The following is a 21,218-nucleotide window of genomic DNA, read 5'->3' as shown; positions in this document are numbered from 1 at the left end:
CCTTACGAGTTGAGCTTGGCAAGTTCGTCCATCGACATGGCAAGATGCTTGACGTCGAAGCCGTCGATGTATTCGGGGATTTTCGCAGGGTCGTAGACATCCCCGTTGAAGAACGCATCGCGTCCCATCCGGATGGGCCCGGTCGCATCGGTCAGCGTCCAGGGCTCCTTGTGAGTGCCCTCGGTTTTCCAGTCGATGGTGGGGACCGGGATGCCAAGATCCTTCACGGCGTCGCGATAGATGTCCGGCCGGTAGACGTCGCCTGCCGTCTTGCGGATATCGACCGGTTCTTCGATCTGTCCCCAGCGGATCATCTGCGAGATGAACCAGGCCGCGTGACTTTTCCAGGGGAACGTCGCGGCGTAGCGGTAGAAGACGTTGAAGTCGGGGAGCGGACGGGGATCTTCGTCGATCGCATAGCGGAAGGTGCCCGTCATCGACATCTTCACGACATCGACGGGCGCGTTCACATAGGATTTGCGCGAGATGATCTCCACGACCTCAAGGCGGTTTTCCGGCTTGTCCATCCACTGGGCCGCTTCGACCAGCGCGCGGATCATGGCCTTGTGGGTCTCCGGGTTCTTTTCCGCCCAGTCGAGATTGACGCCGACCACCTTCTCCGGATTGTTGTTCCATATCTCGTAATTGGTGATAAGCGTCTTGCCCATGCCGGCAATCACGGCGCGTTCGTTCCAGGGCTCGCCGACGCAATAGCCGACAATGTTCTGGGCGCGCAGGTTTGCAACCATCTGGGGCGGTGGAATGACGATGAGGCGCACGTCCTTGTCGGGATCGATGCCCGCATCCGCCATCCAGTAGCGAATCTCGTAATTGTGGGTGGATACCGGAAACACCATGGCGAAGGTCATGGGCAGCTTGCCCGCTGCCTTGTCGGCGTCGATCACCTTTTTCAGCGCGCGGGCGGAGACGGGACGCTCCGCCATGGCCTCCGGGTCGGCCTCCACCATCCGGTCGTAAAGCTCGTTGGAGACGGTGATGCCGTTGCCGTTCAGATCCATGGAATAGGACGTGATGGTCGGCTTCTTGATGGCACCGACACCCAGGGTCGACGCGATCGGCATGCCTGCCAGCATATGGGCTGCGTCGAGCGCGCCGATCGACACCTTGTCGCGAATATTGGCCCAGCTCGCTTCCTTCGAGATCTGGCTGTTGATGCCGTGGTTCCTGAAGTAGCCCTTTTCATGGGCGATCACGAGCGGCGCACAATCCGTAAGCGGAATGATGCCCATTGTGAGGTCGGTCTTCTCAAGCACCTCGCCGCTGGCTGCGAAAGCGCCGCCGGGCACAACGGCGCTTGCCGCTTTCAACAAGGCCGCCGTTCCAAGAATTTTACCTCCGGTCGTCAGCACATCTCGGCGGGCGACCTTGCGGGGCGTTTTCGAAGAGTCATCCTTTTTCATCATGGGCTCCTTCGAGGGGTAATCGGGTTCGTCGAACACTTGTTCAGTAGGCGTAAGTCAGCGAGACCCAGCTCTTGTCGCGGCTCGCATAACCGCCCTCGCCGTCATAGCTCGCAAATTTCAGATTGAGTGAGAGGCTGTCGGTCAGGACGAGATTGGCGACCACATCGACTTCATTGCCGAAATCGGCACCGCCTTCTTCGGCGGAGTAGTCGTGCCAGGCGACGGCCAGAACCAGCTTGCGCCCCACCGGCAATCCGGTCAGCGCGTATGACGCCTTGGCGTAGGCGTCTTCCAGCCCACTGCCCGGCGTCGTCAGAAAAACGTCCGCCCAGCCGTTGAAGGCATGCAGCGTGGCCAGCGGCGTGGAAAAGCCGGTCGTGCCGTCGCTGCCGAGCACCTCATATCCGCCGGTCAGCCCGGCAGGGCCATAGCTCAGCTTCGCCTCTGCGAGGTAGTAGTCGAGGTCGAGCGACAGCGGGTTGTCCGCATAATCCGTTTGATGCGCATACTCGCCCGTCAGCGTCAGGCTTGCCTGCCCAGAAAGGTGGAAAGGCGCCGATGCGCGAAGACCGTATGTCGCCGTGGAAAGGGCGGGCGCTTCGTTCAGGTCCAGCAGATAGGCGTAGCCCGTGAGATCGACGAAGCCGATACCGTCATACGCCAGATTGACGAGATGCGTGTCGCCCTCAAACTCGCCCGCGGCGCTACCCGCGCCGAAAATGCGGTTCACACGACGGATATAGGCGTAGTCGATAGTCGTGTCGGGCAGGCTCGTATTGGTCAGGCGCGCGGCATCGAAAGTCTGCTCGTTCTGCCGCCAGCCCACATTGCCGACGAAGCGGGCATTGTCGAGGATGATGCGCTGGCGTCCGACCACGACATGCGTATCCCGCAGCCCCGCATAGGACAGCTGCAACCGGTTGAGCTGCCCCATGTCGGGATCGGCGACCACGGGATAGGCCGTGCGCCCGTTCACCGTGCTGTTGAAATCCTCCGCGCCGAAATGCGTTATCAGGTCGAAGTCGGTCAGGAACGAGAACCCGTAGAAGCTTCCGGTCTCGTAACCGAGACGGGCCCGGCCCGTCAGCGCATCGGCGTCATTGGCAAAGCCGTCCTGGTCCACATGCTCGTAGCGCATGCGGAGATTGATGATGGGCGTACCGTTGTCGATGGCCTCGCCAAGCGAGTCCGCGCTTGCATGGCCGCTCCAGAGGCTTGCCGTGACAATGGCGAACAGCGTTAGGGGGAAGAGGAGCCTGATCTTGTTCAGTCGCATGGAACATTCACCTCGGACATACGCGGTTCGCACCGCCAAAAACAAAAAAAGCGCCTGCCCAGCGATCGCTCGCTGGCACAGACGCCATTGCCTGGAAGGGCCGCCCTTGGCCCGATATGTCCGCCTCGACCGCCATTGCCCGAAACGGGGGAGCGCGTCGAATGAGCGCTCAACCTGAAGCCGACGATATGCAATAGAGCACAAGACGCAATAGGCAATTGATTTTAAAAGGGAATTTCTTACCGCATTGCACAAAAAATGAACTGCCTGATTAGTTTTCAGACAGAGTTTGCCTAGCCCTTGAGCAATCGCGCGATGGAGATGAGATTGTCGGCAATCTCCAGAATCGGCTTGCCCTCCTTCATCGCGGTGGTGCGAAGGAGCTTGTAAGCCTCTTCCTCGGTGACGTTGCGCTGCTGCATGAGCAGTCCCTTGGCGCGCTCGATCGTCTTGCGGCTGGCGAGGTCGGATTTCGCCCGGTCGAGTTCCTCGCGCATCGTCTGGAAGACCTTGAAGCGAAGAATGGCGACATCGAGGATAGGCTTTACGCGTTTGGCGCTCAGACCATCGACGATGTAGGCGCTGACGCCGGCGCGCAGCGCCTCCTCCGCAAGGGAGGCTTCGCTTTCCTCGACGAACATGACGATGGGACGCGGCGCGATATCGGAGACATTGCGCATGCTTTCCAGCGTATCGCGATCGGGCGAATCCACATCGACGAAGATCACATCGGGCTGGATTTCCTCCACCTGACGCGCAAGGTCCGTCAGGAGCCCCACCCGCAGAATCTGCGCATCGCCATAGTCGGACAGCCCCGACTCCACGACGGCCGCGCGCTCATCATTGCTGTCGATGATGAGTATTTTCAGGGGTCTGGAAGTGTCCGGCTCCTGCGCCGTCATGCTGAAATTCCACGGAGAAAATGTGCGCCGTATATCCGGCCAACATGCAAATTGCAGCAAATTCCGTTCCACCCGCCGCCAGCCCCTTGCGGAGGCCGACTACACATTCAGCTTGAAGTATTCCGCGATGAAATGCGCAACGGCCGGCGGGTCGTTTAACGGCAGAACGGGAATTGCGCTGTCCGGCAGGGGGAAATCGGCGATAACGGCGACTATGTCTTCATCCCCATCTGCGAGCGCCGGTGCCTCCTGCCCGTCCCTGCGCACCTCGAGCTTGATATGCGGATGACGCTTGTAGCCCTCCACAATCACCAGATCGACCGGCGCCAGGCGCGCAAGATGTTCTTCGAGCGCGGGTTCCTCGCCTTCGCCGATCTCATGCATCAACGCCCAGCGCCGGGAGGAGGCGACCAGGACTTCGTGTGCACCCGCCTCCCGATGGAGAAAGCTGTCCTTACCGGGATGATCGATATCGAAGGCATGATGGGCATGCTTGATCGTGGACACTGAAATCCCCCGTTCCGAGAAGATTCCGATCAACCGGGCGATCAGCGTGGTCTTGCCGCTGTTTCGCCATCCGACGATGCCGACGATGTTCATGCGCCTCCTCGACCGGGTCCGGCGAGCTGCTCCGCCCGCGCGAGGTCCTGAACGGTATTCACGTTGAAGAATGCCTCTTCGTCATCGAACGCGCATTCCTGCGCGCCCAAATCGGAAAGCGTCCACCAAAGGCTCTTGTAACGGCCGGCTTCAACACCGCTCCGGAGCCGGTCACGGCATGAGACCGGCCAGACAGCGCATAAAGCCTGAATTCGCCCGCCAGCCGTCGCGACGACCGGCACATCGTCATCCGCTACGGACATCAGGCGCGATACGAGATCATATGGCAGAAAGGGCGTATCGGACGGAAAGCTCGCGAGCCAGGCCGAAGCCGCTTTCGTCGCCGCCCAGTCAAGCCCCGCCAGCACACCGCCAAGCGGGCCCGCCTGCCCGCCGAATGCGTCGAACAGGAAAGGCAGACTGCCGCCCCCGATGTCAGCATAGCGATCGGACTGTTCGTCTCTCACATTGAGTACAAGTTCGGAGAGCTGCGGCCTCACCCGCTCGACGACATGCTCAATGAGCGGCCTGCCGCCAAGCGGCAGCAAGGGTTTCTCGCCGCCGCCCATTCGCTCAGCGCTTCCGCCCGCGACTACCACTCCAAGCGGTAACATGAATATTCCCATGTCCTTTATACCCGTGAGCCATCCCTCTTCCGACGCCGCGGACAAGGATGGCTACGGCAGCGACCCCTAGATAAACAAAAAACATTCCTGCGTCATGGCCTTTGGAGACGGTCAGGGGCGGATAGCTTCCGGCCCGGAGAGGTCGCCGGGGTCGCCCCGGCCGTTCGGCATGACCCGGTTTTCCGGGTGGCGGGCGACCGCCACGAGACCGGCGCCGGTCGCGCTTTACCTCTCTGAATCATTCCCGAAATTCTTTGCCCGGTGTTGCGATACATCAAGTCTCCCTCCTACGATGTCTTCCTAGAATAAATCGCTTTGAGAGAGGCTCGGTCCACACCTCACAATCAGTGGATCAATGTTGGGAGTACCGCCAAGCGGTGACCTCGCTTCGGCTCAACCCGACGGTCGGGATGCAGTGCGAGCCGGTCGCAAGTTCAAATCAATGACAGCATTATCCAAAAATCGACTTGTGAAGGCAGGCGGCCTCGCCCTGCTCCTCGTTCTGGCGCTCATTGCATGGTGGGCCTTGCAACCCAACGGCCTGCCGGAGGGCATTACCGGCAGCAATGGCCGTATTGAGGCCGTCGAGATCGATATCGCGACAAAGACAGCGGGCCGGATCGACGAGATTCTCGTCAATGAAGGCGATTTCGTCACTCGCGGGCAGCCTCTCGCGAAAATGAACACAGCGGTGCTCAATGCTCAGCTTCGCGAAGCCGAGGCGCAATTGCAGAGCGCGCTCATCGGCATCGAAACCGCCCAAAGCCAGGTCCGCCAGCGGGAAGCGGAACTGGAATCGACCAAGGCACTGGTCCTGCAACGGCAGGCCGAACTCGACGCAGCCGAGGCTCAACTCAACCGTACAGAGAAACTCGCTGCGCGCGGCAATGCCTCGCGACAGAAACTGGACGACGACCGCGCGGCATTCCAGGCGGGAAAGGCAGCTCTGGGAGCCGCTACGGCCAATGTCGCCGCGGCGGAGGCCGCGCTCGGCAATGCGAAGGCGGCAGTGATCGCCGCCCGTTCGACAAGCGAAGCGGTGCGCGCCACCATTCAACGCATCCAGGCGGATATCGACGACAGCACGCTTACGTCACCGCGCGACGGGCGCGTTCAATACAGGGTTGCGCAACCCGGCGAAGTCCTCTCCGCTGGCGGCACCGTGCTGAATATGGTCGACCTCAGCGACGTCTATATGACATTTTTTCTGCCGACGGAATCGGCAGGCCGGGTAGCGCTGGGATCGGAAGCGCGGATCGTTCTGGACGCCGCTCCGCAATATGTCATCGCCGCCAAAGTGTCCTATGTGTCGGACGTTGCCCAGTTCACGCCCAAGACGGTCGAGACGGTGGAAGAGCGCCTGAAACTCACCTTCCGCCTCAAAGCTCGTATCGATCCGGCGTTGCTGAAGCGGCACCTCCGGCAGATCAAAACGGGCCTGCCCGGCATGGCTTATGTCAAAATCGATCCGGAAGCGGCATGGCCGTCTGATCTGCTGATCAGGCAACCGGAATGACCGACGGGGTAGCGGCGCAAAACAACGCCACTCCAGCCTCGCAGACGGTGGTGCGGCTGCGGGGCGTAAGTCTCCGATATGGCGACAAACATGCTCTTCTCGACATCGGCCTCGACATCCCGTCGGGCCAGATGGTCGGCCTGATCGGTCCTGACGGTGTCGGAAAATCGAGCTTGCTTGCCCTGATTTCCGGCGCGCGCCGCCTGCAGAGCGGTGAGCTCGACGTGCTGGGCAGCGATATGACGAATGCCGAGCAGCGCCGGGCGGTATGTCCGCGTATCGCTTATATGCCCCAGGGGCTCGGCAAGAACCTCTATCCGACGCTTTCCGTCTACGAAAATATCGATTTCTTCGGTCGCCTGTTCGGCCATGACGCGAGCGAGAGAAAGCGCCGTATCGCAGAACTGACAAAGGCCACCGGCCTGGCCCCCTTTGCCGACCGCCCGGCCGGCAAGCTCTCCGGCGGCATGAAACAGAAGCTCGGTCTGTGCTGCGCTCTCATCCACGACCCGGACCTTCTCATCCTGGACGAGCCGACCACCGGCGTCGATCCTCTGTCCCGCAAGCAGTTCTGGGAGCTGATCGATACGATCCGTGCGGACCATCCCGGCATGAGCGTTCTTATCGCGACGGCATATATGGGAGAGGCGGCCCGTTTCGACTGGCTCGTCGCCATGGATAAAGGCCAGGTGCTCGCGACCGAAACCCCCGAGGGTCTTCTAAGCTATACGGGCGCCGACTCGCTTGAGGCCGCCTTCATCCGATTGTTGCCCGAAGAAGAGCGCAAAGACTATCGGCCGGTCGAGATCCCGCCCAGAGCCGCCGACGAAGACGGTGAAGTCGCAATCGAAGCCCAGGGACTCACCATGCGGTTCGGCGACTTCACAGCCGTCGATCACACGAGTTTTCGTATCCGGCGCGGCGAGATATTCGGCTTTCTCGGATCGAATGGCTGCGGCAAGACCACGACGATGAAAATGCTGACGGGCCTCCTTCCCCCGAGCGAGGGGCGTGCATGGCTGTTCGGCAAGGAAGTGGACCCGCATGACATCGAAACGCGCCGCCGCGTCGGATATATGTCCCAGTCCTTTTCCCTCTACTCCGAACTGACGGTGCGGCAGAATCTGGTTCTTCATGCCAGATTGTTTAAGGTTCCTACTGACGATATTCCTGCGCGCGTCGACGAGATGGTCGAACGTTTCGACCTTTCCGAACAGATCGACATGCTGCCGGGCAAACTGCCGCTCGGCATCAGGCAACGCCTTTCGCTTGCCGTGGCGATGATCCACAAACCCGAAATGCTGATCCTCGACGAACCGACCTCGGGCGTCGACCCCGGCGCACGCGACAAATTCTGGCGAATGCTTGTCGAATTGTCGCGCAATGACGGCGTGACGATCTTCATTTCAAGCCATTTCATGAACGAAGCGCAGCGATGCGACCGGATTTCCCTGATGCATGCGGGAAAGGTGCTCGCCACGGATACGCCCGCCGCCCTTGTGAAGCAACGCGACGCTGCGACGCTGGAAGATGCGTTTATCGCCTATCTGGAAGACGCGACGGCAAGCAGCCCGGCTCCGGCGGAAACCGCGCAGGAGGCCGAGGAGAGCATCATTGCTTCGCCGGGCCCCGGCACCCCGGTATCCGACCGGTTCCGATGGCTCCGACGCTTTTTCAACCCCCGGCGCATGTTCAGCTATGCGCGCCGGGAAGCGCTTGAACTCAGGCGCGACCCTATCCGCCTGACTCTCGCGCTGCTCGGCAGCGCCATGCTGATGTTCGTCATGGGCTACGGCATCACGATGGACGTCGAGGGGCTGACCTTTGCCGTCCTCGACCGCGACCGGACCACGACAAGCCGAGACTATGCTCTGGGCATTTCAGGTTCGCGCTATTTCGACGAGAAGCCGCCCCTTTCCAGCTATGCCGAGATGGATGAGCGGATGCGCTCCGGCGATATCAGTCTTGCCATTGAGATACCGCCCGGTTTCGCCCGCAATCTCGCCCGGGGCCGGGAAGTCTCGATAGGAGCCTGGGTCGATGGCTCCATGCCCAGCCGCGCGGAAACCATTCAGGGCTATGTACAGGCGATGCACGCCCACTGGCTGCAGGTCAGGGCCCGCGAATCCGGCCAGGCCGCCGCGTTGCAAGGTCTTGCCAGTGTCGAAATCCGATACAGATACAATCCCAATGTCGAAAGCCTGACCGCCATGGTTCCGGCTGTCATTCCCATCCTTCTGATGATGATTCCCGCCATACTCGCCACGCTCAGCATCGTGCGGGAGAAAGAGCTGGGATCGATCACCAATTTCTATGTCACGCCGACAACGAGGATCGAATTCCTTCTCGGCAAGCAGCTGCCATATGTCGCGCTTTCGACGCTGAGCTTCCTGCTGCTCACCGGACTTGCCGTCACGATTTTCGGCGTTGCCCTGAAAGGGAGTTTCTTCGCGCTTTTCGCCGGTGCCGTTCTCTACGTAACCAGCGCCACCGCGATTGGGCTGCTTATTTCCACATTCATGAAGAGCCAGATAGCCGCTCTGTTCGGCACGGCCATCCTGACCATGTTGCCGGCGGTCAGCTTTTCCGGTCTCACCGATCCGGTCACCTCATTGCAGGGAATGGGCCGGATAGTCGGAGAGATCTATCCAACGACTTATTTCCTGGCGATCGCCCGCGGCACCTTTTCCAAGGCCCTCGGCTTCTCCGACTTGTCGGCCTCCTTCATACCGCTCGTCGTGAGCATCCCCGTCCTGCTCGGCCTGGCCACTCTTTTCCTGAGCAAGCAGGAGCGCTGACTCATGCAATGGGCGAACATACTGCATCTCGGCGTCAAGGAGCTGCGCAGCCTGTCGCGCGATCCGATCATGCTGTTCCTGATCGTTTATGCCTTCACTTTCGCGATATACACCGCCGCGACCGCCATGCCCGAAACGCTCAACAGAGCGCCGATCGCCATTGTCGACGAAGACCGCTCGCCCCTTTCGCAACGCATCATTGACGCTTTCAGGCCTCCTTATTTCGCTGCGCCGATGCTCATCACGCAAAAGGAGATGGATTCGCGGATGGATGAGGGCCTCAACACATTCGTGCTCGATATTCCTCCGGACTTCCAGCGAGACGTGCTCGCGGGGCGGGCGCCGGCCATCCAGTTGAACATCGATGCGACGCAGATGACCCAGGCTCTTAACGGGACCGGCTATGTCCAGACAATCGTCAATGACGAGGTGAGAGCCTTCATACAACGCTACAAGGATGTGCAGAGAGTTCCCGTCAACCTGACCGTTCGATCGCGTTTCAATGCCGAACTCAACAAATCCTGGTTCGGCGCGATCGTCGAGGTAATCGACAACATCACCATGCTCTCCATCATTCTGACAGGCGCGGCTCTCATTCGCGAAAGAGAGCATGCCACCGTCGAGCATCTGCTTGTGATGCCCATCACGCCTTTCGAGATCATGACAAGCAAGGTCTGGGCGATGGGGCTGGTGGTTCTCGCCGCCTCTGCATTTTCTCTGGCGGTCATCGTTCAGGGCGTGTTGTCGGTCCCCGTTCAGGGATCGATCCCTCTATTTCTGGTCGGTGCGGCGCTTCATCTTTTTGCGATGACTTCCATGGGCATCTTTCTGGCGACGATTGCTCGCTCCATGCCGCAATTCGGTCTCCTGCTGATGCTCGTTCTGCTGCCCCTCCAGATGCTGTCGGGAGGCATGACGCCGCGTGAAAGCATGCCTGAGTTTGTGCAGTATCTCATGCTGGCCGCCCCCAATACGCATTTCGTCATGCTCGCACAATCGATCCTCTTTCGCGGGGCGGGGCTCAGCGTCGTCTGGCCGCAATTCGTCTCCCTTGTCCTCATCGGATCCGCCTTGTTCGGCATCGCCCTCGCCCGATTCCGCCGCACCATCACCTTGATGACCTGAGCAGGGAGCGACGGTCGCTCGAAGCTCTGCGATGCACAAATGGGCCACAAGTCCCCGGAACGACGGAGAATTTGCGGAGAGGTCTGAAGGTCTTCGTTTTGCTGGGGAAGGACTGGTGGTGTCGACAGTCGACAGACCTGTTGCCTCTGCTTGATTCCCTGATTTTCAGGGAAAATACAGGGAATTTCGTCCGAATCCGCACCCTGAGCGCCAAACACCGCCGAAATATCCCTGCAATTTCCGTGACTTAGCATCAATTTCCCTAAAAGCCGGAACAGGGAAATTCAATCGGCATATCAGGGAATTTTCGCGAGGGAACAGGGACTATTTCGGCTTCCGAACCGCCCGCGCCCAGCACCTTTTCAGGAGTTGGAGCCTCCGGCAAACCCGGCGCGGTTCAAGGTGCTGCCGCGCCGATGGGTGGTCTGATGCGACGCGCCTTGGAGATCACCTTCGAGAACGTCAAGGTCGGCACCGATGCGCTGCTTAGCGCAAAAGAAAGGCCTTCCTCTCGTCGAGAAGGCGACCGATCGGGCGATTGCGGCGTTCTCCGCCGAAGTGGTCGGCTACATGGGCATGACCGACGAACTCAATGTCGGCCGCTACAATCACCTCACCGTGATCGACACCCAGTTCGGCAATGTCGATCACCAGCTCAAGCGCTATTCGCGGGCGGCTTGAGCCTGAAGGGTTGGTGGACTGACATAAAAAAAGGGACGCATCCTAGATGGTCCGTCAAAGTCCCAGAACGGCCTTTGCGATGACATTGCGCTGGATTTCGTTCGAACCGCCATAAATCGAAGCGGCGCGACCGAAATTATAGGCACTTGTCACGCTCACCGCATAGGCGGGCCCGACGGGCGCTTCATTGGCGATTCCCATCAAATGTTCCCTCTGGAACGGCATGGCGTAGAAGGCGGCTGCTTCGACGGCAAGCTCCGACAACGCCTGCTGAACTTCGGTCCCGACAATCTTCAAGGTCGAAGAAGAGGGGCCCGCAGGGCGGCCCGCCACCTCATCCGCGACGATCCGCAGATTGGTATATTCGAGCCCCGTAAGCTTTACCTCGATTTCGGAGAGCTTCGTCATGAATGCCAGATCGTCCGCCAGCGCCGTGCCATCGCCAAGCCTTTCCTGTCTGGCGATTTTTCTGAGGTGCGCGATCTTGCGCTTGGACTCGGGAACACCCGCAATGCCGGTGCGCTCATTGACGAGCAGGAACTTGGCGTAGGTCCAGCCCTTGTTTTCATCGCCGATGCGGTTCGTCACCGGCACCTTGACGTCAGTGAAAAAAACTTCGTTCAAGTGATGCAGGCCATCGATGGAAATGATGGGCTTCACCTCGATGCCGGGCGTCTTCATGTCGATCAGAAGGAACGAGATACCTTCCTGCGGTTTAGCGGTCTCATCCGTTCGCACGAGACAGAATATCCAATCGGCTTCGTGGGCGTACGACGTCCAGATTTTCTGGCCGTTGACGATGTAATGGTCGCCCTGACGCACGGCCCTGGTCCTCAGCGAGGCGAGGTCCGATCCGGATCCTGGCTCCGAATAGCCTTGGCACCACCAAACATCTCCCGACAATATACCCGGCAAATGCTGCTTCTTTTGTTCTTCGTTGCCGAAAGTGTAAATCACCGGCCCGACCATCGACAGACCGAAAGGCGACAGACGCGGCGCGTTAGCGGCGGCCATCTCCTCGTTGAAAATATGCTTCTGCATCGGCGTCCATCCAGTGCCGCCATACTGCCTGGGCCAATTGACCGCTACCCAGCCTTTCTCGTGGAGGTCCTTCTGCCAGCGCCTGAGCGCCCCGCGCTCGCCAGACGCGCCCACTGTCTCTCTCTCCGCGAGCTCCCTGGGGAGTTTTTCCGAAATGAACCGGCGGACTTCCGCGCGAAAGGCATCGTCCTCTTTCGTAAGCTCGATATCCATCTGCTGACCTTTCGCGGCGACGATCCGGGTGATTGTATTTTTATTATAATGAATTTCTCCGGGCGGGCAAAAGACCGAATTGTCCGCCTCTTTCAAAAAATTCCGTCGAAAGGTTGGCCGCGATAAATCCGCCTCTCTCCCCATTGCCGGGCCGATGCGAATATTACCGCGCCGTGAGTCGCGGCAACACACATCGACAACCGTATCCATGCTTCCCGATACCCGGGTCGGGGTCTAGGCAGCCCAGCCCTGCAAGTGCGCCGCTTCGAGACGAACCAGCTCCGGCCCGCCCAACAGCTGCCGATCGAAACCAATACGCTTGAACCAGTAATGCAGGCCAAGCAGATCGGTGAAGCCCATGCCGCCATGAACCTCGGTCGCGGTGCGCGCGACGAAGCGGCCCACTTCCGACAAATGGCTCTTGGCATGACATGCCATGAGGCGCGCGTCGCCCGGCACCTCGTCCAGCGCATGGGCCGCATACCACACCAGCGAACGCGATGGTTCGAGAGCGGCCGCCATCTCGGCGCAGAGGTGTTTCACGGCCTGAAACGACCCGATCACACGACCGAACTGCTTGCGCTCTCCCGCATAAGCAACTGCCTTCTCGATCATCATCTGACCCGCGCCGAGGGTGTCGGCAGCAAGCATGACCCTACCTGCATCTATCACCCGCGCAACCGCGTCGGCGCTGGATCGAGGCAAGGGCTCAGCCGAGACCTGGTCGAAAACAAGTTCGCCAACCGATCGGGTCTTGTCGATGGTGTCGAGCGCCCGCCGCGACAAACCCTTCGCGTCGGGCAAAACGAGATGAAATCCATGGTCGCTGTCGGCCACGATGTAGAGATCGGCCTCAGCCCAGTCGACTACGAAGAGGGCCTTGCCCGTGAGCGTTCCCTTCCCGGCCTTCACGCCGGCACCTTCGCGGACGCCGATGCTTTCCGTGACGGCCACGCCTGCGATAATCTCGCCTGCGGCGATCTTCGGCAGCCACTTTTCCTGCTGGGCCTCGCTGCCTGCAAGCATCAGCGCGAGCGGCGCCATGACGGCGGTCCCAAGGAAAGGCAGCGGCGCCACATACCGACCGAACATCTCGTAAACGATCGCCGCGTCGAGAAACCCAAGACCCATGCCGCCAAAATCTTCCGGAATCAGCATTCCAGGGATACCCAGTTCGCTGGCGCCCGCCCACAGGGACCGCTGAACAGTATGCGTGTTCCCGGCGGCAAGGCGCACCTTGTCAAGCGGCGAATTCTGTTCAAGAAAACGGCGGACGCTGTCCTGCAACAGGCGCTGCTCTTCCGACAATGCAAATTCCATCGGATAAATTCCTATTTTGCCAGCTTCGGTTCGCGCGGCATTCCAAGCCCACGTTCCGAAATAATGTTTTTCTGAATCTGCGCCGTGCCGCCGCCGATGATGAGCCCGAGCTGAAACATGTATCCCCACTGCCACGAGCCGTGGCTGCGCAGATAGGGGCTGTCGTCGTAGAGAACGCCAAGCTCTCCCATGACGTCGATCGCGAGCGCCGATATTTGATGGGTAAGTTCGCAGGACTGAAGCTTCACGATCAGACGCGCCAAGCCGGGATCCTCACCCTTGCTGGCGCTGGTCAGCAGCCGGAGCCCATTGAACTTCATGGCAGCAAGTTCTGCCTGAAGCCTTACAAGGCGGTCCCGGAAAATTGGATTGTCGATGGCCCGCTGCCCGTCGACAGTCTCCTCGTGCATCAGATCGACAAGGGCCTGGAACCTGGTTTCCATAGCGGCCGGATCGCCCAGCATTCCGCGTTCGTGTTTCAGCGTTGCGTTGGCGACGAACCACCCCTGCCCGCGCTGGCCGACGATCTGCGTCTTCGGCACGCGCACATCGGTGAAGAAGACTTCGTTGAATTCGGCATGGCCCGTCATGGTGGTGAGCGGACGGACTTCGATGCCGGGCGTCTTCATCGAGAAAATCAGATAGGAAATGCCTTCATGCTTCGGCTTGTCGGGCTCGGTGCGCACCAGGCAGAAGATCATGTCTGCCTCATGCGCGGTGCTGGTCCAGATCTTCTGGCCGTTGATGACGAAATCGTCGCCATCGACAGTCGCCCTTGTCTGAAGGCTGGCGAGGTCCGAACCGGAACCAGGCTCGGAATATCCCTGGCACCAGACCACCTCGCCGCGAAGCGTCGGCTTCACCCATTTTTTCTTCTGCTCCTCGGTGCCAAGCTCGAGAAGCGTCGGCACCAGCATGGAGATACCCTGGTTCTGCAACGCCGAAGGAACACGAGCAGCGGAAAATTCCTCCGCGATGATGCGCGATTCGAGAATATCCGGCTTTGCACCATAGCCTCCGTAGTCTTTCGGAATCGTCCGCGCGGCATAGCCGTGCTGGATCAGCAGTTGCTGCCAGGAACAGGCTTCGGGAGACGGGCGCCCGGCAGCACCGAGACCCTTAGGCGCCTGACTCTTGTATTTCGTCAGGAACGCCCTGACCTCTTCCCGGAAGGCCTCGTATTTGGGGCTGTATGCCAGATCCATTTTCGATCTCCGATGCGTAGATGCGATTGGCTTTGCTTTTATTTCGGCGCAGGTTTGAAACACGGAAGCATGAATCCGTCGCCGATATCCCTGAAGACAAGGACCACAGGCATGTCCAGTTCAACTGCCTCCGGGTCGCAGTCGAGCAAGCGCGTCGCCATGCGGACGCCTTCTTCCAATTCCACGACCGCCGCTATGTAGGGCACGTCGCGTGCGAAAGCCGGATGAAAGGGCTGGTAGGTCACCGTCCAGGAAAAAATGCGCCCGCGCCCGCTGCTCGGCATCCACTCGTAATCCGGCGAACCGCATTTTGCGCACATGTAGCGCGGAAGGAACCGCCAGGTATCACAATGGCTGCACTGCTGAAACCGCAGGACGCTGTCCTGGCAAAGCTTCCAGAACTCCGCGTCGACCGGATCGACGGTCGCGGGCTGAGGATATTTCGGTTGCTCAATTTCCATTTTTACCTCCTCAAAATCGCGAGGCTGCCATCGCCGAGATCGCCCCATCCGGTCACGAGTCCGATTTCGGCATCCGGAATTTGCCGCTTGCCCGCATCGCCGCGCAATTGGCGGGTCGCCTCAAGCACATGATTGAGGCCCCACACATGCGCCTCGCTCAAAAGCCCGCCATGCGTATTGAGCGGGAACTTTCCGCCGAGCTCGATCTGTCCATCCTTGACGAAATCGAGTGCGCCACCCGGCTCGAAATAACCCAAGGCTTCGAGCTGGAGCAGCACGACATAGGTAAAACAGTCGTAGACCTGCAGAAAGTCCATGTCCTTCGGTGTCACGCCGGCCATGGCGAAAGCGCGTGGCGCGGCGTAGCTCAAACCGATCTTGAAAGGATCCGGCCGTGACGGAATATCGTCGGCAGGATAAGGATGGCCCTCGGCCGCGCCGGAGATATAGACTGGCCTGTGAGGCAAGTCCTTCGCCCGCTCGGCGCTCGTCACCACGACGGCGCAGGCCCCATCCGTCTCGAGGCAGCAATCGAATAAACGGAACGGCGAGGATACCATGCGCGACCGCATGTAATCGTCCATCGTCATCGGTTGACCGCAGGTCAGGGCGCGGTCGTTGAGTTGGGCATGCTTGCGGCACGCCATCGCAATCCAACCCGTCGCCTCGGGGCCAACATTGTAAAGTTTCGAGTGCCGCGTCGCGAGCCAGGCATACATCTGCACCGGCAACAGAACGCCATAGGGGAGATAGTAACCCCGGATGGTCGAGGTCAGCGTGTTCATGTTCATTGGCCGGCTTGGCGGCACCCCCGCTTTTGGACGCAGCGCCGAGTAGCCATTCCAGCCGAGCGTGACCAGCACGTTGTCGCAGATACCGGAGGCCACGGCCATGGCGGCATTCTGCAACGCCGTAGTCGGGCTCGCGCCTCCCATGTTGACCGTCGATGCATATCGCAGCACATCGACGCCAAGGTTGGCGGCCAGTTCCTCCGAGGTTGTATAGACGGGCGGCGGCACCATGCCGTCGATGTCCCCAGGCTTCAGCCCCGCATCCGCGATGGCCCGCCTGGCGGCGTCTAGCATCATGGCCACGGCCGTCTGGTCCGACCCTTTTACATAGCCGGTCTCGCCGATCCCGACGATCGCAGCCTTGTCGCTGAAATTCTTCACGAAACTGCCCTCATCATCATTGCCCAGGCACGCAGCCTTTTCGTTGATCCGCCGCACACCTTCCGTAGAAAATATTCTGTAGACAGATCAAGTCGCCGGAATGAGACAGGAATGGACGGATTCCCGCCCCTCGATCTGGCGCGCCAGCGTCTTGATCGCCAGTTCAGCTTCCTCAAGCTCGAAATTATGAGTGTGCATGAGCTCAAGAGGATATTTGCGGCGCTCGATCATCTCGATCGCCTTCTTGTATCCCGACGACGTAACGCCGATCGCGCCCTTGATGGTGATTTCCTTCATGACGATAAGGTCGGACACAAAATCGGAGACGGGCTTAAATCCCTTGACGCCGGCAAGGACGACCGTTCCGCCCATACGGACACAATCCAGGGCTTCACGGACCGGCTGAGTCGCGTAGGATGTAACCTCAACGATGACGTCCGCGCCCTTTCCGTTTGTCAACGCCCGCACGCGATCGACAACATTTTCGTTCTGCACGTCGATGATGTGATCGGCGCCCAGAGCAAGCGCCATCTGGAGCTTGTTTGAATCGGCCGCAAGGCCCGTGACTATGATCTTTCCCGCGCCGGCTTCACGTGCGGCAACGACGCTCGCAAGCCCGCGCTGTCCGGGTCCAAAAATCAAAACGGTATCGCCAACCTGCGTCTGCGGAATCTCGACCGCCCAGCGGAAGCCCGCACCCAGCGGATTGAACATGACCGCCAGTTCCGCCGGAAGGTTCTTGTCCATCTTGTGAAGGATCGTGTTGGGCGCGAGGTACATATATTGCGAATAGGCGCCCCAGAGGCCCGGCGACTCCGCGAGCGGAATATATGAGTAGATCTGGCGGCGGTCGCAGAGGTGATAATGCCCGCCGACACAGGTGTCGCAGCAATGGCACGACAACATCGTCTCGATGGCGACCCGATCACCAACATCGACGCCCCAGCGCCTGGCGGCCTTGTCGCCAATTGCCTCGATAATCCCGAGAGGTTCGTGGCCCGGAATCACCGGCATCGGAGTCTGCAAGGCCCCTTCGTATTGTTCGTAGTCGCTGCCGCAAATGCCGCAGGCTTCGATGCGAAGGATGGCGCTGTCGTCGGCGATCTGGGGGATCGGCAAATCTCGGGCTTCGAGTTTGCGCGGAGCCGTCTGCACCATCGCCATCGATTTTTTCGGCAACATTTTCAACTCCCTGCTTGGTGTCGGCACCGACGACGCGTCGATAACACATATATATTTTTTTATCCTTGTATGTGTTATAAAGATTCAAACGTAGAATGCGAAGCCCTAAACTTCCGCTTCGCAAAATTTCGGGGGAGGACAAAATAATAATGACCGATGAAACGCCCAGGGTTCCCCTGCTGTCGATAGCGGAAGCGGCGGCCGCAGCCGCGAAAGCCGGCATATCCGATCAAATGGCGCCACTCAGCGTCTTCAGGGTCTTGCTCCGCCATCCCGATGTAGCGCGCGAGCTTGCCTCGACGCTGAACACCCTGCTTTTCCAGGGTAACAAGCTCGATGCAAGACTGCGCGAACTCATCATCATGCGTATCGGCTGGAAGACGAAATCGTTCTATGAATGGACACAGCATTGGCGGGTCGCCCGCATGCTGGACATTCCGGAGGCGGATCTGGTCGCCACGCGGGACTGGAAAAACGCTTCCTGCCTGTCCGACGCCGACCGTGCCATTCTCGCCGCGACCGACGAGACGCTCGACGGCGGCATGATTTCGGACGCCACCTGGACGGCCTGTGCGGCACACCTGAAAACGGTAGAAGAACGGATCGAACTGGTTGTTGCCATCGGAAACTGGACGCTTTTCTCGCAACTGCTCAAAAGCCTGAAGATTCCGCTTGAGGATGGCGTCGTCGCCTGGCCACCGGACGGCAAGAAACCTTGAGCGCGCAAGAAATGACAATTGCGGAACAGGATTACGATAATGAGCGGGAAAAAGGCGATTTCGAAGGATCTGGTCGGCATGACGTTTCCGGCCGTCGATGTGGAATGGTCCGACAAGGACACGATGCTCTATGCACTCGGCGTCGGCGCTCGACCCGCCGATGGGCTTGATTTCATTTATGAAGGCAGAGGACCGAAAGTTCTGCCGACCTACGCCGTCATCCCCGGCGGGCGAGGGCTCGCCGGGCTGATGAGCGGCGTCGAGATGAAGCTGGAAATGCTGCTGCATGGCGAGCAATCCGTCGAGTTGCTGCGTCCCCTGCCCTCATCGGCCAAGGTCAAGATAACGGCGCGCGTTTCCGAGGTTTGGGACAAAGGCAAGGCGGCCGTTATCGGGGTTGAGAGTACAGGTTCCGACGAGAAGGGACCCCTCTTCAAAACTCACGCAACGCTATTTGTACGCGGCGCCGGTGGATTCGGCGGAGAGCGCGGCCCTGCGGGCGTCGACTCGACGCCGCCGGACCGGACGCCTGACGCAGTGGTCGAGGATACGACGCGCCCCGAGCAAGGGGCAATCTACCGCCTCTCGGGCGACCGCAATCCGATCCACATCGATCCGGACTTCGCCAAACTGGGTGGCTTTGAAAAGCCCTTCGTTCACGGGCTTTGCACATATGGCTTTGTCGGCCGCGCGGTCCTGCGCGAGCTTTGCGGCAACGATCCCGCCCGCTTCAAATCTCTCAGCGGACGCTTTGCCGCTCAGGTCTATTTCGGCGACACCATTATAACGAAGATTTGGAAAACGGGCGACGGAGTCGCGATCGTGCAGGCCGAGACGCAAGACGGCAATGTCGTACTGTCTCAGGCCAAAGCGGAATTCAAGCCCTGATGGACGGAAATTGGTCGAAGTGAAAAAAACGCCAGATACATTTGTTCATCTGCTTGCCCCGCTCGATCTCGGGTTTACTGCGCTCAGAAACCGCGTGTTGATGGGATCGATGCACACCGGCCTCGAGGAGATGCAGGACGGTTTCGAGCGACAGGCCAAATTCTTCGCAAGACGCGCTAAGGGTGGCGTCGGAATTCTTGTTACCGGCGGCATCTCGCCGAACAGGGCGGGAAGGCTTGCGGAGCGCGCGTCGGTCATGACCGAGGACCTCGTTGAGAGTCATCGTGTGATCACACGCGCCGTCCACGATGAGGGCGGAAAGATCGTTCTCCAGCTCCTGCATGCGGGGCGCTACGGTCGACATGAAGAACTGGTGGCTCCCTCCGCAGTCAGGTCCCGCATCAATCCGCTCACGCCCCGCGCCCTGGGCGAAGATGAAATCCTCCAGACCATCGAGGATTTTGGCACCGCCGCGGCGCTCGCACGCGAAGCCGGATATGACGGCGTTGAAGTCATGGGTTCGGAGGGCTATTTTCTCAATCAGTTCACCGCGGCGCGTACAAATCAGCGTACAGATGGCTGGGGCGGTTCGGCGGAGAACCGGCGTCGCTTGCCGGTTGAGGTCGTCGGGCGTGTCCGCAAGCGTTGCGGACCGGACTTCATTATCGCTTACCGGATATCCGTTCTCGATCTTGTCGAGGGGGGCAATTCCTGGCCGGACGTCGCCGCCCTCGCAAAAGATGTCGAGGCAAGCGGAGCAAACATCCTCAATACCGGCATAGGCTGGCATGAATCGCGTGTGCCGACGATCGCTCATATGGTGCCGCGCGGAGCTTTCACCTGGGCGATCAAGCGGCTCAAGGCGGAAGTCGCGATACCCGTGGTCGCGTCCAACCGGATCAATACGCCGGAGCAAGCGGAGCAACTGATTGCAGACGGACAAGCCGACATGGTTTCGCTCGCGCGTCCACTATTGGCCGATCCCGATTTTGTTGCGAAAGCGGCATCGGGCGCATCGTCGAAAATCAATACTTGCATCGGTTGCAATCAGGCCTGCCTCGACAACGCCTTCACCGGACGGCTGACAACCTGCATGGTCAACCCTGCGGCATGCCGGGAAGTCGAATTCAAGATTGTACCAGCGACCCGAGGAAAATGCATTGCGGTCCTTGGCGGCGGCCCGGCGGGTCTTGCCTGCGCGGTAACGGCGGCCGAACGTGGCCACAAGGTTGCGCTATTCGAAGCCGACATCGATATCGGCGGTCAATTCAATCTGGCACGGCGGATTCCCGGCAAGGAGGATTATGCCGAGACTATCCGCTATTTCAGGAACCGGCTCGACGAACTGGGCGTCGAGGTCCGTTGCGGCCGACCGGCTTCACTCGCCGACCTGGAGAGCGGGGGATTTGACGAAATCGTCGTCGCAACCGGAGTTCGCCCGCGCCATCTCGACGTTCCAGGTGCGGATCACCCATCGGTTATGACCTATGTAGAGGCAATCACGGACACCGCACGCGTCGGTACCGAAGTTGCCATTGTCGGTGCCGGCGGCATAGGCTTCGACGTGGCGACGCTCCTGTCTCATCCGCACGGCCCACACGATCCGTCGCATCCCGATGTCGAGGGATTTTCCTCCGAGTGGGGAATCGACTTGAGCTATACGCAGCCAGGCGCTTTGCTGCCCGCCAATCATCAATGGCCGGCATCGCGCAAGATTCATCTTCTCCAGCGCAAGCCGCGTGCCAGCTTCGGTGCCAGCTTGAGCAAGACCAGGGGATGGGCGAATTTTCTGGAGGTGATGTTCCGCGGCGTTACGATGACAGGCGATGTAACCTATCGAAAAATCGATGATGCCGGGCTCCACATCGAGACCGGCGGCAGACCGCAGACGTTGAAAGTCGACACGATTGTCGTCTGCGCCGGACAGGAATCGGTGGACGATGCGTTGTCATTGGCGCGGTCCCTGGGCAAACCCGTTCACGCAATCGGCGGTGTCGACAAGCCTCAGCAACTCGATGCGGTCAGAGCGATCGAAGATGGCACGCGCCTCGCGCTCTCTCTTTGAGGAA

Annotated in this window: 18 protein-coding genes; 7 read left to right on the top strand and 11 right to left on the bottom strand. The window is 59.9% G+C overall.

Annotation, left to right across the window (positions count from 1 at the left end):
* Positions 1-2: 2 nt before the first annotated feature.
* From FHS78_RS04625 to mobA, 5 genes are all read right to left on the bottom strand, one after another.
* Positions 3-1,424 (bottom strand): CmpA/NrtA family ABC transporter substrate-binding protein, encoded by a 1,422-nt coding sequence (locus tag FHS78_RS04625; protein ID WP_167090907.1) that lies wholly within the window; start codon positions 1,422-1,424, stop codon positions 3-5.
* Between the two features lie 40 nt (positions 1,425-1,464).
* A complete protein-coding gene (locus FHS78_RS04620; RefSeq protein ID WP_167090904.1) occupies positions 1,465-2,700 on the bottom strand; it encodes a hypothetical protein in 1,236 nt (411 codons plus the stop codon).
* Between the two features lie 293 nt (positions 2,701-2,993).
* Positions 2,994-3,602: an ANTAR domain-containing response regulator gene (locus FHS78_RS04615; RefSeq protein WP_167090901.1), complete on the bottom strand. Its 609-nt coding sequence runs from the start codon at positions 3,600-3,602 to the stop codon at positions 2,994-2,996.
* 99 nt (positions 3,603-3,701) lie between these two features.
* Complete coding sequence (gene mobB, locus FHS78_RS04610) at positions 3,702-4,202, bottom strand: molybdopterin-guanine dinucleotide biosynthesis protein B (RefSeq protein WP_167090897.1); 501 nt, start codon at positions 4,200-4,202, stop codon at positions 3,702-3,704.
* A complete protein-coding gene (mobA, locus tag FHS78_RS04605) occupies positions 4,199-4,816 on the bottom strand; it encodes a molybdenum cofactor guanylyltransferase MobA (protein WP_167090894.1) in 618 nt (205 codons plus the stop codon). The genes mobB and mobA overlap by 4 nt, the downstream gene beginning before the upstream one ends.
* A 454-nt stretch (positions 4,817-5,270) precedes the next feature.
* Here mobA and FHS78_RS04600 point away from each other — a divergent pair, with 454 nt between their 5' ends.
* From FHS78_RS04600 to FHS78_RS04585, 4 genes are all read left to right on the top strand, one after another.
* Complete coding sequence (locus FHS78_RS04600; RefSeq protein WP_167090890.1) at positions 5,271-6,344, top strand: HlyD family secretion protein; 1,074 nt, start codon at positions 5,271-5,273, stop codon at positions 6,342-6,344.
* Positions 6,341-9,142 carry a ribosome-associated ATPase/putative transporter RbbA gene (gene rbbA, locus FHS78_RS04595; RefSeq protein ID WP_167090887.1) on the top strand — a complete coding sequence of 934 codons (2,802 nt, stop codon included), beginning with the start codon at positions 6,341-6,343 and terminating at the stop codon, positions 9,140-9,142. Before FHS78_RS04600 ends, rbbA begins: the two co-directional genes overlap by 4 nt.
* A 3-nt stretch (positions 9,143-9,145) precedes the next feature.
* Positions 9,146-10,267, top strand: coding sequence for an ABC transporter permease (locus FHS78_RS04590; protein ID WP_167090884.1), 1,122 nt, complete (start codon positions 9,146-9,148; stop codon positions 10,265-10,267).
* A gap of 477 nt (positions 10,268-10,744) precedes the next feature.
* Complete coding sequence (locus FHS78_RS04585; RefSeq protein WP_167090881.1) at positions 10,745-10,948, top strand: hypothetical protein; 204 nt, start codon at positions 10,745-10,747, stop codon at positions 10,946-10,948.
* 54 nt (positions 10,949-11,002) lie between these two features.
* Here the strand turns inward: FHS78_RS04585 and FHS78_RS04580 are convergent, their stop codons facing one another.
* From FHS78_RS04580 to FHS78_RS04555, 6 genes are all read right to left on the bottom strand, one after another.
* Entirely contained in the window at positions 11,003-12,202 is a 1,200-nt protein-coding gene (locus FHS78_RS04580) for an acyl-CoA dehydrogenase family protein (protein ID WP_167091721.1), read from the bottom strand.
* Between the two features lie 234 nt (positions 12,203-12,436).
* A complete protein-coding gene (locus tag FHS78_RS04575; protein WP_167090878.1) occupies positions 12,437-13,522 on the bottom strand; it encodes an acyl-CoA dehydrogenase family protein in 1,086 nt (361 codons plus the stop codon).
* An 11-nt stretch (positions 13,523-13,533) separates the two neighbouring features.
* On the bottom strand, positions 13,534-14,727 hold the full coding sequence (locus FHS78_RS04570) for an acyl-CoA dehydrogenase family protein (protein WP_167090874.1): 1,194 nt from the start codon (positions 14,725-14,727) through the stop codon (positions 13,534-13,536).
* Positions 14,728-14,765: 38 nt separating this feature from the next.
* Positions 14,766-15,188, bottom strand: coding sequence for a Zn-ribbon domain-containing OB-fold protein (locus FHS78_RS04565; RefSeq protein WP_045448726.1), 423 nt, complete (start codon positions 15,186-15,188; stop codon positions 14,766-14,768).
* 2 nt (positions 15,189-15,190) lie between these two features.
* A complete protein-coding gene (locus tag FHS78_RS04560; protein WP_244444463.1) occupies positions 15,191-16,417 on the bottom strand; it encodes a thiolase C-terminal domain-containing protein in 1,227 nt (408 codons plus the stop codon).
* Between the two features lie 30 nt (positions 16,418-16,447).
* Positions 16,448-17,542 carry a zinc-dependent alcohol dehydrogenase gene (locus FHS78_RS04555; protein WP_167090871.1) on the bottom strand — a complete coding sequence of 365 codons (1,095 nt, stop codon included), beginning with the start codon at positions 17,540-17,542 and terminating at the stop codon, positions 16,448-16,450.
* 149 nt (positions 17,543-17,691) lie between these two features.
* On the opposite strand from FHS78_RS04555, the gene FHS78_RS04550 reads away from it, so the two are divergent.
* The 3 genes from FHS78_RS04550 to FHS78_RS04540 are packed head-to-tail and all read left to right on the top strand — an operon-like array spanning position 17,692 to position 21,214.
* Complete coding sequence (locus tag FHS78_RS04550; protein ID WP_167090867.1) at positions 17,692-18,261, top strand: carboxymuconolactone decarboxylase family protein; 570 nt, start codon at positions 17,692-17,694, stop codon at positions 18,259-18,261.
* A gap of 39 nt (positions 18,262-18,300) precedes the next feature.
* Complete coding sequence (locus FHS78_RS04545; RefSeq protein ID WP_167090865.1) at positions 18,301-19,149, top strand: MaoC/PaaZ C-terminal domain-containing protein; 849 nt, start codon at positions 18,301-18,303, stop codon at positions 19,147-19,149.
* Positions 19,150-19,168: 19 nt separating this feature from the next.
* Positions 19,169-21,214 (top strand): oxidoreductase, encoded by a 2,046-nt coding sequence (locus FHS78_RS04540; RefSeq protein ID WP_167091718.1) that lies wholly within the window; start codon positions 19,169-19,171, stop codon positions 21,212-21,214.
* Positions 21,215-21,218 lie beyond the last annotated feature (4 nt).

It is taken from the genome of Parvibaculum indicum (genome assembly GCF_011762095.1).
In the GTDB taxonomy this organism is placed as follows: Bacteria; Pseudomonadota; Alphaproteobacteria; order Parvibaculales; family Parvibaculaceae; genus Parvibaculum; species Parvibaculum indicum.
The sequence above is the reverse complement of the archived record's forward strand: the minus strand, read 5'-3'. Positions and strand labels throughout refer to the sequence as shown.

What these genes read in the sequence shown, in the direction of transcription:
- FHS78_RS04625 (WP_167090907.1), bottom strand. Translation starts at nt 1,424, where the DNA reads ATGATGAAAAAGGATGACTCTTCGAAAACGCCCCGCAAGGTCGCCCGC.
- FHS78_RS04620 (WP_167090904.1), bottom strand. Translation starts at nt 2,700, where the DNA reads ATGCGACTGAACAAGATCAGGCTCCTCTTCCCCCTAACGCTGTTCGCC.
- FHS78_RS04615 (WP_167090901.1), bottom strand. Translation starts at nt 3,602, where the DNA reads ATGACGGCGCAGGAGCCGGACACTTCCAGACCCCTGAAAATACTCATC.
- mobB (WP_167090897.1), bottom strand. Translation starts at nt 4,202, where the DNA reads ATGAACATCGTCGGCATCGTCGGATGGCGAAACAGCGGCAAGACCACG.
- mobA (WP_167090894.1), bottom strand. Translation starts at nt 4,816, where the DNA reads ATGTTACCGCTTGGAGTGGTAGTCGCGGGCGGAAGCGCTGAGCGAATG.
- FHS78_RS04600 (WP_167090890.1), top strand. Translation starts at nt 5,271, where the DNA reads ATGACAGCATTATCCAAAAATCGACTTGTGAAGGCAGGCGGCCTCGCC.
- rbbA (WP_167090887.1), top strand. Translation starts at nt 6,341, where the DNA reads ATGACCGACGGGGTAGCGGCGCAAAACAACGCCACTCCAGCCTCGCAG.
- FHS78_RS04590 (WP_167090884.1), top strand. Translation starts at nt 9,146, where the DNA reads ATGCAATGGGCGAACATACTGCATCTCGGCGTCAAGGAGCTGCGCAGC.
- FHS78_RS04585 (WP_167090881.1), top strand. Translation starts at nt 10,745, where the DNA reads ATGCGCTGCTTAGCGCAAAAGAAAGGCCTTCCTCTCGTCGAGAAGGCG.
- FHS78_RS04580 (WP_167091721.1), bottom strand. Translation starts at nt 12,202, where the DNA reads ATGGATATCGAGCTTACGAAAGAGGACGATGCCTTTCGCGCGGAAGTC.
- FHS78_RS04575 (WP_167090878.1), bottom strand. Translation starts at nt 13,522, where the DNA reads ATGGAATTTGCATTGTCGGAAGAGCAGCGCCTGTTGCAGGACAGCGTC.
- FHS78_RS04570 (WP_167090874.1), bottom strand. Translation starts at nt 14,727, where the DNA reads ATGGATCTGGCATACAGCCCCAAATACGAGGCCTTCCGGGAAGAGGTC.
- FHS78_RS04565 (WP_045448726.1), bottom strand. Translation starts at nt 15,188, where the DNA reads ATGGAAATTGAGCAACCGAAATATCCTCAGCCCGCGACCGTCGATCCG.
- FHS78_RS04555 (WP_167090871.1), bottom strand. Translation starts at nt 17,542, where the DNA reads ATGTTGCCGAAAAAATCGATGGCGATGGTGCAGACGGCTCCGCGCAAA.
- FHS78_RS04550 (WP_167090867.1), top strand. Translation starts at nt 17,692, where the DNA reads ATGACCGATGAAACGCCCAGGGTTCCCCTGCTGTCGATAGCGGAAGCG.
- FHS78_RS04545 (WP_167090865.1), top strand. Translation starts at nt 18,301, where the DNA reads ATGAGCGGGAAAAAGGCGATTTCGAAGGATCTGGTCGGCATGACGTTT.